At 65.8% G+C, this 15,450-nt stretch carries 15 protein-coding genes; 11 read left to right on the top strand and 4 right to left on the bottom strand.

Annotated elements, in window-relative coordinates:
- Window positions 1-49 precede the first annotated feature (49 nt).
- From LFL96_RS12300 to ftsB, 6 genes are all read left to right on the top strand, one after another.
- Window positions 50-2,824, top strand: a complete 2,775-nt coding sequence (locus LFL96_RS12300; RefSeq protein WP_280995516.1) for a DNA internalization-related competence protein ComEC/Rec2 — start codon at window positions 50-52, stop codon at window positions 2,822-2,824.
- A 129-nt stretch (window positions 2,825-2,953) separates the two neighbouring features.
- The gene (locus tag LFL96_RS12295) at window positions 2,954-3,757 is read left to right on the top strand and encodes an alpha/beta hydrolase (protein WP_280995515.1); all 804 of its coding nucleotides are present in this window, start codon (window positions 2,954-2,956) and stop codon (window positions 3,755-3,757) included.
- Window positions 3,758-3,989: 232 nt separating this feature from the next.
- Entirely contained in the window at window positions 3,990-5,663 is a 1,674-nt protein-coding gene (locus tag LFL96_RS12290) for a CTP synthase (protein ID WP_280995514.1), read from the top strand.
- On the top strand, window positions 5,660-6,514 hold the full coding sequence (kdsA, locus tag LFL96_RS12285) for a 3-deoxy-8-phosphooctulonate synthase (RefSeq protein ID WP_280995513.1): 855 nt from the start codon (window positions 5,660-5,662) through the stop codon (window positions 6,512-6,514). The genes LFL96_RS12290 and kdsA overlap by 4 nt, the downstream gene beginning before the upstream one ends.
- Window positions 6,515-6,754: 240 nt before the next feature.
- Complete coding sequence (gene eno, locus LFL96_RS12280) at window positions 6,755-8,038, top strand: phosphopyruvate hydratase (protein ID WP_280995512.1); 1,284 nt, start codon at window positions 6,755-6,757, stop codon at window positions 8,036-8,038.
- Between the two features lie 82 nt (window positions 8,039-8,120).
- A complete protein-coding gene (ftsB, locus tag LFL96_RS12275; protein WP_280995511.1) occupies window positions 8,121-8,555 on the top strand; it encodes a cell division protein FtsB in 435 nt (144 codons plus the stop codon).
- 55 nt (window positions 8,556-8,610) lie between these two features.
- Here the strand turns inward: ftsB and LFL96_RS12270 are convergent, their stop codons facing one another.
- From LFL96_RS12270 to LFL96_RS12255, 4 genes are all read right to left on the bottom strand, one after another.
- The gene (locus LFL96_RS12270; protein WP_280995510.1) at window positions 8,611-9,021 is read right to left on the bottom strand and encodes a hypothetical protein; all 411 of its coding nucleotides are present in this window, start codon (window positions 9,019-9,021) and stop codon (window positions 8,611-8,613) included.
- Between the two features lie 127 nt (window positions 9,022-9,148).
- Window positions 9,149-10,099 carry an Hsp33 family molecular chaperone HslO gene (hslO, locus tag LFL96_RS12265; RefSeq protein ID WP_280995509.1) on the bottom strand — a complete coding sequence of 317 codons (951 nt, stop codon included), beginning with the start codon at window positions 10,097-10,099 and terminating at the stop codon, window positions 9,149-9,151.
- A 64-nt stretch (window positions 10,100-10,163) separates the two neighbouring features.
- A complete protein-coding gene (locus LFL96_RS12260; protein WP_280995508.1) occupies window positions 10,164-10,688 on the bottom strand; it encodes a gamma carbonic anhydrase family protein in 525 nt (174 codons plus the stop codon).
- Between the two features lie 232 nt (window positions 10,689-10,920).
- A complete protein-coding gene (locus tag LFL96_RS12255) occupies window positions 10,921-11,097 on the bottom strand; it encodes a hypothetical protein (RefSeq protein WP_280995507.1) in 177 nt (58 codons plus the stop codon).
- Here LFL96_RS12255 and LFL96_RS12250 point away from each other — a divergent pair.
- From LFL96_RS12250 to LFL96_RS12230, 5 genes are all read left to right on the top strand, one after another.
- Window positions 11,096-11,950, top strand: coding sequence for a ferritin-like domain-containing protein (locus tag LFL96_RS12250; RefSeq protein WP_280995506.1), 855 nt, complete (start codon window positions 11,096-11,098; stop codon window positions 11,948-11,950). The genes LFL96_RS12255 and LFL96_RS12250 overlap by 2 nt on opposite strands.
- 120 nt (window positions 11,951-12,070) lie before the next feature.
- Window positions 12,071-12,955: an alpha/beta hydrolase gene (locus LFL96_RS12245; RefSeq protein WP_280995505.1), complete on the top strand. Its 885-nt coding sequence runs from the start codon at window positions 12,071-12,073 to the stop codon at window positions 12,953-12,955.
- 159 nt (window positions 12,956-13,114) lie between these two features.
- Window positions 13,115-13,945, top strand: coding sequence for a 3',5'-nucleoside bisphosphate phosphatase (locus LFL96_RS12240; protein WP_280995504.1), 831 nt, complete (start codon window positions 13,115-13,117; stop codon window positions 13,943-13,945).
- Window positions 13,946-14,102: 157 nt separating this feature from the next.
- The gene (locus LFL96_RS12235) at window positions 14,103-14,738 is read left to right on the top strand and encodes an L-threonylcarbamoyladenylate synthase (protein ID WP_280995503.1); all 636 of its coding nucleotides are present in this window, start codon (window positions 14,103-14,105) and stop codon (window positions 14,736-14,738) included.
- A 47-nt stretch (window positions 14,739-14,785) separates the two neighbouring features.
- Window positions 14,786-15,448: a site-2 protease family protein gene (locus LFL96_RS12230; protein ID WP_280995502.1), complete on the top strand. Its 663-nt coding sequence runs from the start codon at window positions 14,786-14,788 to the stop codon at window positions 15,446-15,448.
- Window positions 15,449-15,450: the final 2 nt, after the last annotated feature.

Here is a 15,450-nt window from a genome sequence, read left to right as displayed (position 1 = left end):
TGGCGAACACGTGTCGCGCGTCGCCTGGCCATCGCGGGACGGAGGAGGTATGCGGGCGTGGTGGTGTGGATTTGCGCTGGGCGTGGCGATGCTGCAGCGGCAGGCGGCTTTGCCGGGACAGTGGGCGTGGGTTGGGCTCGCGATGCTCGGCGGCGCGGCGATGGGCGCGGCGGTGTGGGGTGCGTATAACGACGGCAGCGACGGCAGCGACGACAGCGACGACAGCGACGACAGCGACGACAGCGACGACAGCGACGACAGCGACGATGACGGTTTTTCGGCGCGGCGCTCGCGGCGCTTCGCGTTGTGGATCGGCGTCTGGTGTACGGCGCTGTGCGTCGGCTTCGGCTATGCCGCATGGCGCGCGGAAATACGACTCGCGATGAGTCTGCCGCACGAGTGGGAAGGGCGGGACATCGTGGTAACCGGCAGCGTCAAAGGTCTGCCGTCGCGCGACGAAAACAGCGCGCGCTTTCTGTTCGACGTCGAGTCGGTCGATGCACCGATCGCGACATTCCCGCGCGTGATTCAACTGTCGTGGATCGCGGAAGATACGCCGCCGCCGCAACTCGTCCCCGGCCAGCGATGGCGGCTCACCGCGCGACTCAAGCGCCCGCACGGCAACGCGAATTTCGGCGTGCGCGATGCCGAGGCGTCGCTGCTCGCACGCAACGTCCGCGCGACCGGTTACGTCAGTGCGCCGGCCTTCGCCACGCGGCTACCGGGCGGCGCGCAGGGCGTCGGCGTGACCGTCGATCGCTGGCGCGCGGCCTTGCGGGCGCGTATCGACGATGTGCTCGCCCAGGCGCCGCATCGCGGCGTCGTGACGGCGCTCGCGATCGGCGCGCAGGATGCCGTGAGCGCCGCCGACTGGCTGCTGATGCGCGGCACCGGCACGAGTCACCTGGTCGCGATTTCGGGTCTGCATATCGGTTTCGTCGCGGGACTCGCGGGCTGGCTCGCGGGCGCGATCTGGCGGCGCTCGGCGTGGATCGGCCGCGACTGGCCGCTGCGGTTGCCTGCGCAGTTCGTCGCGGTGGCGGCCGGTGCGCTATGCGCGGTCTTGCACGCGGCGCTGGCCGGCTTCAACGTGCCCGCGCAGCGCGCGCTGTGGATGGCCGGCGTGCTGGCACTCGCTTTTGTCGGCGGCCGCCAGATCGCGCGTTCGAGCGTGCTGGCGTGGGCCTTGGGTCTCGTGCTGCTGATCGATCCGTGGGCGGTGCTGGCGGCGGGATTCTGGCTGTCGTTCTGCGCGGTCGCGGCGATTCTGTTCGCGATGTCGGGGCAGCCGCGCGTCGTCGATCACGAACAGCGGCGCGAGGCGGAGGGCGATGACGGCGATGATGGCGACGCGCCGTCGCGTGTGGCGCGGCTGTGGGCTGTGTTGCGTGCCGGATTGCATCGCCTTGCCGGGCAGTTGGCCGAACGGCTGCGCAGTGGCGCCCATGTGCAGTTCGCGGTGACGGTCGCGCTCGCGCCGCTTACCGTCTACTGGTTCGCGCAGATTCCGCTGATCGGACCGCTGGCCAATGCGTTTGCGATTCCGTGGGTGAGCGTGCTCGTCACGCCGGCGGTGCTGGCCGGCGTCGTCCTGCCTGCACCGCTCGATGCGTATTCGTTCCACGCCGCGCACGCATTGCTCGATCTGCTGATGCGCGCGCTGACGATGCTGGCCGGTCCCGCTTGGACCGTATGGCATCTGCCGCGGCCGGACGCCTGGGCGCTCGGCGCGGCGGCATCCGGCGTGCTCTGGTGTCTCGCGCCGCGCGGCTGGCCGCTGCGCTGGGCCGCGCCGCTCACGTGGTTGCCGCTGCTATGGCCGCCGCCCGCCGGACCCGCGCCCGGCAACTTTCGCCTGACCGCGCTGGATGTCGGGCAGGGCACCTCGGTGCTGATCGAAACGGCCCGGCACGCGTTGCTGTTCGATGCGGGGCCCGGTCCCGAATCGACGCATGCCGGCGAGCGCGTGGTCGTGCCGTTTCTGCAGGCGCACGGTGTCGATGTGCTCGACACGTTGATCGTCAGTCACGCGGATTCGGATCATGCGGGCGGGGTGCCGGCCGTGCTCGATGCGTTGCCGGTGCGACAGATGGTGGCGTCGCTGGCGCCCGATCATCCGCTGTGGACGAACGCGAGCGGGCATGGCGCGGATACCTTGCGCTGCGCCGCCGGACAACGCTGGCAATGGGACGGCGTCGCGTTCGCGATGTTGTGGCCGGATGCGGGACCGTTGCAGGGCAAACCGAATGCGCATAGCTGCGTGTTGAGGGTGAGCGCGCCGGCGGCGGTCGGGGAGGTCGCGGCGGCGATGACGACGGATCGGTCCATGCCGCCTATCTCGCCGGCATCGCCCGGGCAATCGCCGCCGGCATCGCCGCACGTTCAGGAAGCGGTTCAAACGCCGCCGCCCCGCATCGCGGCCTTGCTGACCGCGGACATCGAGGCGCCGGTCGAACGGCTGCTGCTCGCGCGTGCACCCGATGCGCTGCGCGCGCAGGTGCTGGTCGTCCCGCATCACGGCAGCAAGACCTCGTCGACCGAGCCGTTCCTCGACTCTATCGAGCCGCTGGTCGCGCTATTTCAGGTAGGCTATCGCAACCGTTTTCATCATCCGAATGCGGGCGTGTTCGAGCGCTACCGCGCGCGGCGGATCGAGCTGGGACGCAGCGACACGGACGGCGCGGTGCGGGTCGAAGCGCAAGCGCGTGGCGATCGGCAAATGGCGGCAGCCGAAACGCGAGACGGGCAAAGTGCGCAAGGGGGCGCCACGCTGACGCTCGAACGCTATCGCGACGTCGAACGCCGCTACTGGATGGACCGCTGACAATCCGGCGCGCGCGAGTCAGTCCAGATGCGCCCGAGCACGCGAACGCACGAGCACGAGCACGAGCACGAGCACGCACGAACACACGCCGCCGTGGCCGCACGCAATACAGAACGGAGACAGCCGCACTTGAAGGACATCATTCATTTCTCGCACGCGAACGGTTTTCCGGCGTCGACCTACCGGACCATCTTCGCCGAACTCTCCGACGACTACGAACTGCGTTCCATCGAGCGCATCGGCCACGACGCGCGTTACCCGGTCACTCAGGACTGGCCGCATCTGGTCGAGCAACTGCTCGACGACATCGGCCGCGCGTACGAACGGCCGGTGTGGCTGGTGGGGCATTCGCTCGGCGGTTATCTGTCGCTGATGGCCGCGCTGAAAAAACCGCAGTGGGTGAAGGGCGTGGTGATGCTCGATTCGCCGGTGATCGCCGGTTGGCGCAGCAGCATGCTGCGGGTGTCGCAATGGACCGGTCTCGACGAGCGCCTGTCGCCTGCCGCCGCGACCCGCACGCGGCGCACCGAGTGGACGAGCCGCGAGGAAGCATGGCGCCACTTCCATTCGAAGCCTGCGTTCGCGCGCTGGGACGAGCGCATGCTGTCCGATTACATCGACTTCGGCATTCCGCAAAGTTCCGCCGACGGCGCCCGCTCGCTCGCGTTCGACCGCCGCACCGAGTACCGGATCTACAAGACCTTGCCGCACACGCTGGGCTCGCGGCTCGCGCGCGGCGCGCCGGTGCCGGTGGGTTTCATCGCCGGCACGCGCTCGAAGGAGATTCGTCAGGCCGGTCTCGACGCGACCCGCCGCGCGACCGGCGGCCACCTCGAATGGATCGAAGGCAGCCATCTGTATCCGATGGAAAAACCGCTCGAAACCGCGCGCGCGGTGCAGCGGATGTTGCGCGAACTGGAACGGCGCGTCTGATGGAACAGATGCTCGCCGGCCGCCGCTGGCATCCGGCCATGCAGCGCGCAGCCTGCGATACGACGTGCAGTGCGACTACCGCACTTGCGCGGCGCGCGCCGGAAATCGGTGCATGATCGGCGCGACGCGCGCGTCGTCGCGGTAACACCCTTGACGTTGGAAGTCGCCAGGAATTTGCTGGGTTGAGACCCTGCTTTACGGTATAATCCGTTTTTCCCGCGAGCATCCAGCGATGACCAAATATGTTTTCGTCACCGGCGGCGTAGTTTCTTCCCTCGGCAAGGGTATTGCCGCCGCTTCCCTCGCCGCGATCCTCGAATCGCGCGGTCTTAAAGTCACCCTCCTCAAGCTCGATCCGTACATCAATGTCGACCCCGGCACGATGAGCCCGTTCCAGCACGGCGAAGTGTTCGTGACGGAAGACGGCGCGGAGACCGATCTCGACCTTGGCCACTACGAGCGCTTCATCAGCACGAAGATGCGCAAGGCCAATAACTTCACCACAGGCCAGATTTACGAATCGGTAATCCGCAAGGAACGCCGCGGCGATTATCTCGGCAAGACGGTGCAGGTCATTCCGCACATCACGAATGAAATCCAGGCGTTCGTCGAACGTGGCGCGGCGTCGGCCACCTGCGGCGAGCCGGACGTCGCGATCGTCGAAGTGGGCGGTACCGTCGGCGATATCGAATCGCTGCCGTTCCTCGAAGCCGCCCGTCAGATGAGCCTGCGCATGGGCCGCAACAGCGCGTGCTTCGTGCATCTCACGCTGGTGCCCTGGGTCGCCACGGCCGGCGAACTGAAGACCAAGCCCACCCAGCACAGCGTGCAGAAGCTGCGCGAAATCGGTATTTCGCCGCACGTGCTGCTGTGCCGCGCCGACCGCCGCATTCCGGACGACGAGCGCGCGAAGATCTCGATGTTCTCGAACGTGCCGGAAGACGCGGTGATTTCCGTGTGGGACGCCGACAGCATCTACAAGATTCCGCAAATGCTGCACGACCAGGGCCTGGACGCGATCATCTGCGAAGAGCTCAAGCTCTCGCCGAAGGCCGCGGATCTCGCCATGTGGTCCGACCTCGTCGACAAGCTGCAGAATCCGCGCCACGAAGTCACGATCGGCATGGTCGGCAAGTACGTGGATCTGACGGAGTCGTACAAGTCGCTGATCGAAGCGCTGCGTCATGCGTCCATGCATACGTCGACCAAGGTCAACATCGAGTACATCGACTCGGAAGAGATCGAGACGCAGGGCGTCGAGAGCCTGAAGCATCTGGACGCGGTGCTCGTGCCGGGCGGTTTCGGCCGTCGCGGCACCGAAGGCAAGATCGCCGCGATCCGCTATGCGCGTGAAGCGAAGGTGCCGTATCTCGGCATCTGCCTCGGCATGCAGCTGGCCGTGATCGAATTCGCGCGCGACGTGGTCGGTCTGAAAAACGCGAACAGTACCGAGTTCGATCCGGAAACGGAAAACCGCGTGGTCGCGTTGATCACCGAGTGGTACGACCGCGAAGGCAAGGTCGAGAAGCGCACCGAGGAATCGGATCTGGGCGGCACCATGCGTCTCGGTTCGCAACGTTGCCCGATCAAGCCCGGCACGATGGCCGAGGAGATCTATGGCAAGGACGTGAACGAACGCCACCGCCACCGTTATGAAGTCAATAACCGCTTCGTGCCCCAGCTGGAAGCGGGCGGCCTTATCATCAGCGCCCGTACCCCGAGTGAAGACCTGCCGGAAATGATGGAATTGCCGCGCAGCATGCACCCGTGGTTCGTCGGCGTGCAGTTCCACCCGGAATTCACGTCCACGCCGCGCGACGGCCATCCGCTGTTCAAGTCGTTCGTCGAGGCAGCGCTTGCGCATCAGCAGTCGCGCGCGACGGCCGCAGTCGGGGAGAAAGCATGAAGCTGGGCGATTTCGAAATCGGGCTCGACAAGCCGTTTTTCCTGATCGCGGGTACCTGTGTCGTCGAATCCGAACAGATGACGATCGACACGGCAGGCCGCCTGAAGGAAATCTGCGCGAAGCTGAACATTCCGTTCATCTACAAATCGTCGTACGACAAAGCCAATCGCAGCAGCGGCAAGTCGTTCCGCGGTCTGGGCATGGACGAAGGTTTGCGGATTCTGTCGGAAGTCAAGCGCCAGCTCGGTCTGCCGGTGCTGACCGACGTGCACGCCGAGCACGAAATCGAGCAGGTCGCGTCGGTGGTCGACGTGCTGCAAACGCCCGCTTTCCTGTGCCGTCAAACGGACTTCATTCATGCGTGCGCGCGTTCGGGCAAACCGGTCAACATCAAGAAAGGCCAGTTTCTCGCACCGGGCGACATGAAGAACGTGATCGACAAGGCGCGTGACGCCGCGCGCGAAGCGGGGCTCTCGGAAGACCGTTTCATGGCGTGCGAGCGCGGCGTGTCGTTCGGGTATAACAACCTCGTGTCGGACATGCGTTCGCTCGCGATCATGCGCGAAACCAACGCGCCGGTCGTGTTCGACGCAACCCACTCGGTGCAGTTGCCGGGCGGGCAGGGTACGAGCTCGGGCGGTCAGCGCGAGTTCGTGCCGGTATTGGCGCGTGCCGCGGTGGCGGTCGGCGTGTCGGGCCTCTTCATGGAGACGCATCCGGATCCGGCGCAAGCCAAATCGGATGGTCCGAACGCCGTGCCGCTGCATCGCATGGGCGATCTGCTCGAGACGCTCGTCACGCTCGATCAGGCCGTCAAGCGCGCGCCGTTCCTCGAAAGCAATTTCAACTGATTCAGGCATTCGCCGCGGGTGGCGGGAAGCGTCACGATCGGGCTGCATAATGAGCCCGGTCGGCGATCCGCGGAGAATGTGCGCAATGGTCGTCGAACGTATCGGCGTGCAGGCGGTGGGCTGGGGAGACCGGCTCGCGGCAGGGATCTGGAGCCAGCGCGACAGCGCGAATTCCCGATCGGCGACTGCGCCCGGTGCGGTGTCACAGTAAAGAATTCAACGTCATTTCTTGAGGAAACCATGAGTGCTATCGTAGATATCATCGGTCGAGAGATTCTCGATTCGCGAGGCAACCCCACCGTCGAATGCGACGTGCTGCTCGAGTCGGGCACGATGGGCCGCGCCGCGGTGCCGTCGGGCGCGTCGACCGGTTCGCGCGAAGCGATCGAACTGCGTGACGGCGAAGCCGGCCGCTACGGCGGCAAGGGCGTGCTGAAGGCCGTCGAGCACATCAACACCGAAATCTCCGAAGCGATCATGGGCCTCGACGCTTCCGAGCAGGCTTTCCTCGACAAGACCCTGCTGGAACTCGACGGCACCGACAACAAGTCGCGCCTGGGCGCGAACGCGATGCTGGCCGTGTCGATGGCCGTCGCGAAGGCCGCCGCTGAAGAAGCCGGCCTGCCGCTGTACCGCTACTTCGGCGGTTCGGGCGCGATGCAACTGCCGGTGCCGATGATGAACATCGTCAACGGCGGCGCGCACGCCAACAACAGCCTGGACATCCAGGAATTCATGATCGTGCCGGTCAGCCAGCCGACCTTCCGCGAAGCACTGCGCTGCGGCGCCGAAGTGTTCCACGCGCTGAAGAAGATCCTGTCGGATCGTGGCATGAGCACGGCAGTGGGCGACGAAGGCGGCTTCGCGCCGAACTTCGGCAGCAACGACGAATGCCTGTCCACCATCCTGCAAGCGATCGAGAAAGCAGGCTACCGCGCTGGTGAAGACGTGCTGCTCGCGCTGGACTGCGCGGCGAGCGAGTTCTACCACGACGGCAAGTACCAGCTGGCCGGCGAAGGCCTGCAACTGTCGTCGACGGAATTCGCGGACTACCTCGCGAACCTGGCCGACAAGTTCCCGATCGTGTCGATCGAAGACGGCATGCACGAAGGCGACTGGGCGGGCTGGAAGACGCTGACCGAGAAGCTGGGCAAGAAGGTGCAGCTGGTCGGCGACGATCTGTTCGTCACCAACACGCGCATCCTGAAGGAAGGCATCGACAAGGGCATCGCCAACTCGATCCTGATCAAGATCAACCAGATCGGTACGCTGACGGAAACTTTCGCGGCTATCGAAATGGCGAAGCGCGCCGGCTACACGGCCGTGATCTCGCACCGCTCGGGCGAAACCGAAGATTCGACGATCGCGGACATCGCGGTCGGCCTGAATGCCGGTCAGATCAAGACGGGTTCGTTGTCGCGTTCGGACCGTATCTCGAAGTACAACCAGTTGCTGCGTATCGAGGAAGATCTCGGCGATATCGCAAGCTACCCGGGCAAGTCGGCGTTCTACAATCTGCGCTAACGTGCCGGTTTCCCTTCGTTTCTGATTGACCTCGCCGCCCTGCGTATAGCGCAGGGCGGCGCGTATTTATTGTGCTTACTTCATGCGGCTTGTCACTGCTGTCCTGATCGTTCTGCTGGCGCTGATCCAGTACCCGCTCTGGTGGGGACACGGCGGCTGGTTGCGCGTGCACGAGTTGCAGCAGCAACTGGCGCAGCAACTCCAGAAGAACGCCGATTCGAAGTTGCGTAACGAACGGATTCAGGGCGAAGTGCAGGATCTGCAGAACGGCACCGCTGCGGTGGAAGAGCGGGCGCGCTACGAAATGGGCATGGTCAAGGACGGCGAAGTGTTCGTGCAGTTCGTGTCGCCGAACGCGCCGTTGCCGGCTGCGAATACGCCGTCTGTGACGACGTCCACGCGCGGCGAGGTATCCGCCGCGCCGCTGCATGTGGTGCCGAATCCGGAGTCGCGCGCGAAGCCGGATCGCAAGCATGGCGGCAAGGGTGCGGGGAAGGAGAAGAAGCCCGCGCATTGAGCCCGGATGATCGCGGTGCGCATGCCTCGGCCCGTTCGACAACACTCAACGATGCTTACCAGCCCCAATACGGCGCATACCCGACGCCGACGCCCGTCCCCCAGCCTCGTCCCCAGCCACCGCCGTAATAGCTGCCGTACACCGTGACCGGTTGCGGCGACGCGTAGTAACGCGACCACGCCTGCGCCGCATTCTCGGCCGCGATCGCCTGATTCTGCTCGGCCATCACCTGCTGGTCGATCGCGTCGTAGCGTTGACGCTCTTCAGGTGTGAGCGGCTGGGCGGTGGCCGCCACGCCCGACTGGCCGGGCGGCAGACGGCTGTATATCGGCGACGGACCCGGCGGGTCCATCACGCAGCCACTCAGCGCGGCCACGCCGGCGACGACGCCCAGCAATGCGAACGTGCGCGCGGACGTGCAGGCAATCGTGCACCTATCGCGGACCAACGAAACAGTTCGATTCATGTTCTCTCTCCATCAGCCGGATGCCGCCGGGTCAGGGCATTTGAAGACCCACGTACACACAGCCGGCCTGCCGTTGCGCCACTGGCGCGCGAGGAAAAAACCTGAAAACCGCGCGCCCCAGCCGGACTCAGTGCCGCTGCTCCGCCGCCGGCGTCACGCCTTCCGAGAGCCCGCTGGCGACAAAAAGTTGCGCGACGTCGACCGGATCGAACTCATAGCGCTGGTTGCAGAACTCGCAATGAATCTCGACGTGGCCGCGCTCTTCGATCACGCCGTCCACTTCCTCGCGGCCCAGCATCTTCAGCATCGCGCCAACTTTTTCGCGCGAGCAGGTGCATTCGAAACGCGCCTGCGCCGGCTCGAAATGCGCCACGTTTTCCTGCCAGAAGAGGCGGCGGAACACGGTCTCCGGTTCTTCCTTCAGCAACTCGTCCTGCGACAGCGTCCCGCCGAGCGTGCAGACGCGCTCCCACGTGTCGGCGTCGAGCTCGCCCGGATGCGGGACGATGCCGCCGTCGCCCGGCAGCTTCTGCAACAGCATGCCGACCGCGCGCTCCGCGTTCGCCGCGAGCCACAGACGCGTATCGAGCTGCTCGGAGTGGTGCATGTAGTGTTCGAGCACTTCGGCCATCGATTTCAGCGGGCCGTCCACGCCCGACAGCGGCACGATACTTTGATACGGCTGCTGGCCCGGCTGCTTGTCGGCCGGATCGAGCGTGATCACGCAGCGGCCATGGCCGCTCGCGTTGATCAGGTCGATCATGCTGGTGGTGTCGCCGATCGTGTCGCCGGTTTCGCCGGACAGCTTGGCGGTGGCGCGCAGCGACAGGTCCGAGCTGCATTGGACCACCAGCATCTTGACCGGGCCGTCGCCGAAAATCTGCATGATGAGCGTGCCGTCGAACTTGAGGTTCGCCGACAGCAACGCGCACGCGGCCATCATTTCGCCCAGCATCGTGCGCACCGGCGCCGGATAATCGCGGCGCGTCAGCACTTCCTGCCACGTATTGCGCAGCGAAACGATTTCGCCGCGCACCGGCGCCGCGCTGAACATGAATTTTTGCAACTGATCGCTCACAACTTTTCCTCGGTCTAATGACGCGGCCTGATGCCGCGCCTCGCGCGCCGCGCGCTCCGGCTGGTCAGCCGATGCGCACGAGCTGCGCCTTGAAATACTCGCGGCGCTCGGCGTACATTGCCGTGCCGCCTTGCATGCTGGCGATGTCCGCCTCGCTCAACTGGCGCACCACCCTGGCGGGCGCGCCGAGAATCAGCGAATTGTCCGGAAACACCTTGCCTTCGGTCACGATGGCGCCGGCGCCGACCAGACAATTGCGGCCGATGACCGCGCCATTCAAGACCACCGCCTGAATTCCGATCAGCGAGCCTTCGTGGATCGTGCAGCCGTGCAGCATGACCTGGTGGCCGACCGTGACGTTTTGCCCGATCGTCAGCGGGAAGCCGGGGTCGGTGTGCAGCACCGCGTTTTCCTGCACGTTGCTGCCCGCGCCGATCGTGATCGGCTCGTTGTCGCCGCGGATCGTCGCGCCGAACCAGACGCTGGCGTTTTCCTCCAGCGTCACGTTGCCGATGATGTTCGCCGAATCCGCGACGAACACGCTTTTATGGATGGTCGGGGCGGCTTCGCCCAGCTTGTAAATGGTCACGGTGTCTCCTTCTGGTCGGTCGCCGCGCGCGCTGAATGGGCCGCGAACTGTCCGGCACGCCTGAAGTGTCCGCTCGATGCCGCCGCGCCGGTGGGGTAGGCCCGCCGGATAGTCGAATCGAGTATTGTAAACGGTTGTGTGGTTGCGGCGCTGGCGTGTGCGCGAGGCGAGGTACCGGCGGACGCGCCAGGCCAGGGGCGGTTGTCGGAGGCGTCGCCCTGGCGGACCTTTGTCATGACGTCGCCGTGACGTGATGCTGACGCGCATCGCGGCGTTCAAGCTGCTGCCCGTCGCCGTTTCGATTTCTCCATCCGCTTGCCGCGCCGATCGACTCGCTGGATTTGCCCGATTTGTTTGCCATGATTTTTGCCGCTTCATCCATGTCGCCTGTCACGGCTGTTTCGCCCATGTCCACCGTTGCGGCGCTTTCGACGGTTTCGGCGCTTTCGTCGGCACCGTACTGCGCCCGCGCCGCGGCGCTCGCCGCCTTAATCGAAGCCGACCCGGCCGCCAAGGCGTCGGCCGCCCGTGCGCTGCATGCCGACGTGCTCGAAGGCCGCGCGACCTTCACCGCCGATCTGGCGCTGGCCGAACCCGCCGGCTTGCCGGGCCGTCCCGTTCAACCCGAACTCGTGGACCCGCGCCAGTTGAAGCGGCGCGGGATGCAGTCCCCGCAAGGCCGTGCCGTGCTGCTGCACGCACTCGCGCACATCGAATTCAACGCCATCAACCTCGCGCTCGACGCCGTCTGGCGCTTCTCCGGCATGCCGGCCGCGTTTTACCTCGACTGGCTCAAAGTCGCCGCCGAGGAGGCCTATCACTTCACGTTGCTCACCACCCGTCTCGCCGAATACGGCCATGCATACGGCGATTTCCCGGCGCACGACGGCCTGTGGGACATGTGCGAGCGCACGCGCGGCGACGTGCTGGCGCGCATGGCGCTGGTCCCGCGCACGCTCGAAGCGCGTGGCCTCGACGCGTCGCCTCCGATCCGCGCGCGACTGCAGCAGGCGGGCGATCACGCGTCCGCGGCGATCCTCGACGTGATCCTGCGCGACGAAATCGGCCACGTGCTGATCGGCAACCGCTGGTTCCGTCATCTCTGCGACGCGAACGGCGCCGATCCGCACGAAACTTACACGCGTCTGGCCGACCAGTATCACGCGCCGAAATTGCGCGGCCCGTTCAATTTCGAGGCACGCCGCGCAGCCGGCTTCGACGAGGCGGAACTGGCCGAACTGACCGCGCTGGCGGGACTTTAGCGGCTGATTAAAGGAGAAGGGGAAGGGGCGCGCGCCTGCCGGATGCGTGTTAGCCATCACGCATCGACCCGCTATCTCGTTATAATCGAACGACCATTCTTTTTTCAGGCAAATCCACCGATGAACACCTCCCGGTCCGAATTCGTCGCCGTGCGCGGCATCCGTCTGCACGTGCGCCGCTGGGGCAACCCGGACGCGCCGGTGCTGTTCATGCTGCATGGCTGGATGGACGTGGCGGCGTCGTTCCAGTTCGTCGTCGATGCGCTCGGCGGCGACTGGCAGGTGATCGCGCCGGACATGCGCGGTTTCGGCCTGTCGGACTGGCCGGTCGCGGAACGCGGCGGCGGCAACTACTGGGTGCAGGATTATCTGGCCGATCTCGACGCGCTGCTCGATCACTATGCGCCGGAGGGCGAGGTCAATCTGGTCGGTCACAGCATGGGCGCGAACATCGTCAGCCTGTACGCCGGCATCCGGCCGGAGCGGGTGCGGCGGGTGGTCGATCTGGAAGGGTTCGGGCTCGCGCCGTCGCATGCCGCGCAGGCGCCGAAGCGGCTGCGCAACTGGCTCGACGACCTGCGCGATCCGCCGCAACTGAAGCGCTACGCGTCGCTCGACGACGTCGCCGCGCGCCTGATCAAGACCAATCCGCGTCTCGCGCCGCAGCGCGCGCAGTTTCTCGCGCAACACTGGTCGAAGCCGGACGGCGAAGGGCGCTTCATGCTGCTCGCCGATCCGGCCCACAAGCTGCACGGCCCGACCCTGTACCGTCTCGACGAGGTGATGGCGGTGTGGCGCAAGGTGAGCGCGAAGGTGTTGCACGTGGAGGCGGTCAATTCGCCGACGCTCGCGCAGATCGCCGGCGAGATCCCGCTCGACGAGTTCAAGGCCCGCTTTCAGGCGTTTCCGAACTGGCGGGAAAAGATCATCGACGAAGCGGGGCACATGGTGCATCACGATCAGCCGGAGCAGGTCGCGGCGCTGATCGAGGGATTCTGCGCCTAGGAATTCTGCACGTAACTGCACGTAACCGCACTCAAGGCAAGGTCGCGTCAGACCTGCGGCCGACCCACGGCCAGGCCGCGCTGCCGCCGCCCGGGAGATACCTCTGCGCCCGCTTACTGCGTTGCAGTAAAATGGCCACAGACCTTTTTCCTGACGACGATGAACGCCGACCTCCACTGTCACTCCACCGTTTCCGACGGCCAGTTCGCGCCGGCCGACGTCGCGCGTCGCGCGCACGCGGGCGGCGTGACGCTGTGGGCGCTCACCGATCACGACGAAGTCGGCGGCCAGCAGGAAGCGCGCAGCGCCGCCGAGGCGCTCGGCATGGCCTACCTGAGCGGCGTCGAGATTTCGGTGACGTGGGCGTCGCGCACCGTGCATATCGTCGGGCTCGGCATCGACCCGGCCAGCCCGGTCCTGATCGAAGGGCTCGAACGCACCCGCAACGGCCGCGCGGCGCGCGCCGAAGCGATCGGTGAGCAGCTGGCCACGCTCGGCATCCCGGACGCCTACGAGGGCGCGCTCAAATACGTGTCGAACCCGGACATGATCTCGCGCACGCATTTCGCGCGTTTCATGGTGGAAAGCGGCTTCTGCAGTTCCACCCAGGACGTGTTCACCCGCTATCTCGGCGACGGCAAGGCTGGCTACGTGGCCCACCGCTGGGCCAGGCTGGCCGATGCGGTGCGCTGGATCCAGGCTTCCGGCGGCGAGGCGATCATTGCGCATCCGGGCCGGTACGACTACACGCAGACCGAGTTCGACGCGTTCTTCGCCGAATTCATCGACCTTGGCGGCAAGGCGATCGAGGTGGTCACGGGCAGTCATACGCCGGATCAATACCGCGAGTATGCGGACGTCGCGCGACGCTTCGGCTTCGAGGCATCGCGCGGTTCCGACTTTCACGCGCCGGGCGAGGGCCGCGTCGACCTCGGCACGCTGCCGCCGTTGCCCACCGATCTCAAGCCTGTCTGGGAACGCTGGCTGTGATCGCGCGCCGCGTGTTGCGCGCCGCGCCCGCAGGTTCTCACGCCGTCCCGAAGCATCGCCAGACACAGCAGTGCAGCGGCCGGGCCGTCGCCGCTGATCCCGCGTGTGTCACCGCTTATCTGCTCGCGTGTATCCCTGGTACTCACCGTTAGCGACCATGTCCCAATACTTCCGGCTTCATCCCGACAATCCGCAGCCGCGCCTCGTCAAACAGGCGGTGCAGATCATCAACGACGGCGGCGTGGTCGCGCTGCCGACCGACTCCAGCTACGCGCTCGCCTGCCATCTCGACGACAAGAACGCGGTCGAACGTCTGCGGCGCATTCGCGGCCTCGACGAGAAGCAGTTGCTGTCGCTGCTGGTGCGCGATCTGTCGGAACTCGCGAACTTCGCGATGGTGGACAACCGCCAGTACCGGCTGATCAAGTCGGTCACGCCCGGTCCTTACGTGTTCGTGCTGCAGGCCACCAAGGAAGTGCCGCGGCGCCTGTCGCATCCGTCGCGCAAGACCATCGGCCTGCGGGTGCCGGATCACGCGATCACGCTGGCGATCCTCGAGGAACTGGGCCAGCCGCTGCTCGGCTCCACGCTGATCATGCCGGGCGACACCGAGCCGCTGAACGATCCGGAGGAAATCCGCGAGCGTCTGGAAAAGCAACTGGATCTGGTGATCGACGGCGGACCATGTCTCTGCGAGCCGTCGACGGTGATCGATCTGACCGGCGCGGCGCCGGTGCTGGTGCGCCCGGGGCGCGGTTCGCTCGCGCCGTTCGGGCTCGAGGAAACGGCATGATGGAAAGCGGACAGACGCCCGCCAGCGCGTTGTTACAATAGCGAGTTATGGATTCTTCCCTGATACAAACCATTGCGGTGTACGCGCTGCCGGTGATTTTCGCGATCACGTTGCATGAGGCCGCGCATGGTTACGTCGCGCGCTGGCTCGGCGACAACACCGCTTACGTGCTCGGCCGCGTGTCCCTCAATCCGATGCGGCATATCGATCCGCTCGGCACCATCGCGATTCCCTTGCTGCTGTATTTCGCCACCAGCGGCGCGTTCATGTTCGGCTACGCGAAGCCGGTGCCGGTCGCCTTCGGCAATCTGCGCAATCCGCGCTGGGGCAGCCTGTGGGTCGCGGCGGCGGGGCCGGCCTGCAATTTCGTGCAGGCGCTCGTGTGGTACATCGTGTTCGTCGCGCTGCTCGGCATGAATATCGACGAAGCGTTTTTCATCGGCATGGCGAAGGCGGGCGTCTACTTCAATCTCGTGCTCGGCGTGCTGAACCTGTTTCCGCTGCCCCCGCTCGACGGCGGGCGCGTGCTGATGGCGCTGTTGCCGCCGCGCCAGTCGATCGCGTTGTCGCGAATCGAGCCGTACGGCTTCTTCATCGTGATGGCGCTGGTGATGACCGGCACGCTGTCGCGCTACTGGCTGAATCCGCTCGTGAATATCGGCTACGGTGCGATCACGGCCATACTGTCCCCACTCGTTTCGCTTTTCTAAGA

Source organism: Paraburkholderia sp. D15 (assembly GCF_029910215.1).
In the GTDB taxonomy this organism is placed as follows: domain Bacteria; phylum Pseudomonadota; class Gammaproteobacteria; order Burkholderiales; family Burkholderiaceae; genus Paraburkholderia.
This window is presented reverse-complemented; position numbering and strand designations above follow the sequence as displayed.

Excerpts from the sequence above, each read along its gene's own strand:
- LFL96_RS12300 (WP_280995516.1), top strand. The coding sequence starts at position 50 with ATGCGGGCGTGGTGGTGTGGATTTGCGCTGGGCGTGGCGATGCTGCAG.
- LFL96_RS12290 (WP_280995514.1), top strand. The coding sequence starts at position 3,990 with ATGACCAAATATGTTTTCGTCACCGGCGGCGTAGTTTCTTCCCTCGGC.
- kdsA (WP_280995513.1), top strand. The coding sequence starts at position 5,660 with ATGAAGCTGGGCGATTTCGAAATCGGGCTCGACAAGCCGTTTTTCCTG.
- eno (WP_280995512.1), top strand. The coding sequence starts at position 6,755 with ATGAGTGCTATCGTAGATATCATCGGTCGAGAGATTCTCGATTCGCGA.
- ftsB (WP_280995511.1), top strand. The coding sequence starts at position 8,121 with ATGCGGCTTGTCACTGCTGTCCTGATCGTTCTGCTGGCGCTGATCCAG.
- LFL96_RS12270 (WP_280995510.1), bottom strand. The coding sequence starts at position 9,021 with ATGAATCGAACTGTTTCGTTGGTCCGCGATAGGTGCACGATTGCCTGC.
- LFL96_RS12250 (WP_280995506.1), top strand. The coding sequence starts at position 11,096 with ATGTCCACCGTTGCGGCGCTTTCGACGGTTTCGGCGCTTTCGTCGGCA.
- LFL96_RS12255 (WP_280995507.1), bottom strand. The coding sequence starts at position 11,097 with ATGGGCGAAACAGCCGTGACAGGCGACATGGATGAAGCGGCAAAAATC.
- LFL96_RS12245 (WP_280995505.1), top strand. The coding sequence starts at position 12,071 with ATGAACACCTCCCGGTCCGAATTCGTCGCCGTGCGCGGCATCCGTCTG.
- LFL96_RS12240 (WP_280995504.1), top strand. The coding sequence starts at position 13,115 with ATGAACGCCGACCTCCACTGTCACTCCACCGTTTCCGACGGCCAGTTC.
- LFL96_RS12235 (WP_280995503.1), top strand. The coding sequence starts at position 14,103 with ATGTCCCAATACTTCCGGCTTCATCCCGACAATCCGCAGCCGCGCCTC.
- LFL96_RS12230 (WP_280995502.1), top strand. The coding sequence starts at position 14,786 with ATGGATTCTTCCCTGATACAAACCATTGCGGTGTACGCGCTGCCGGTG.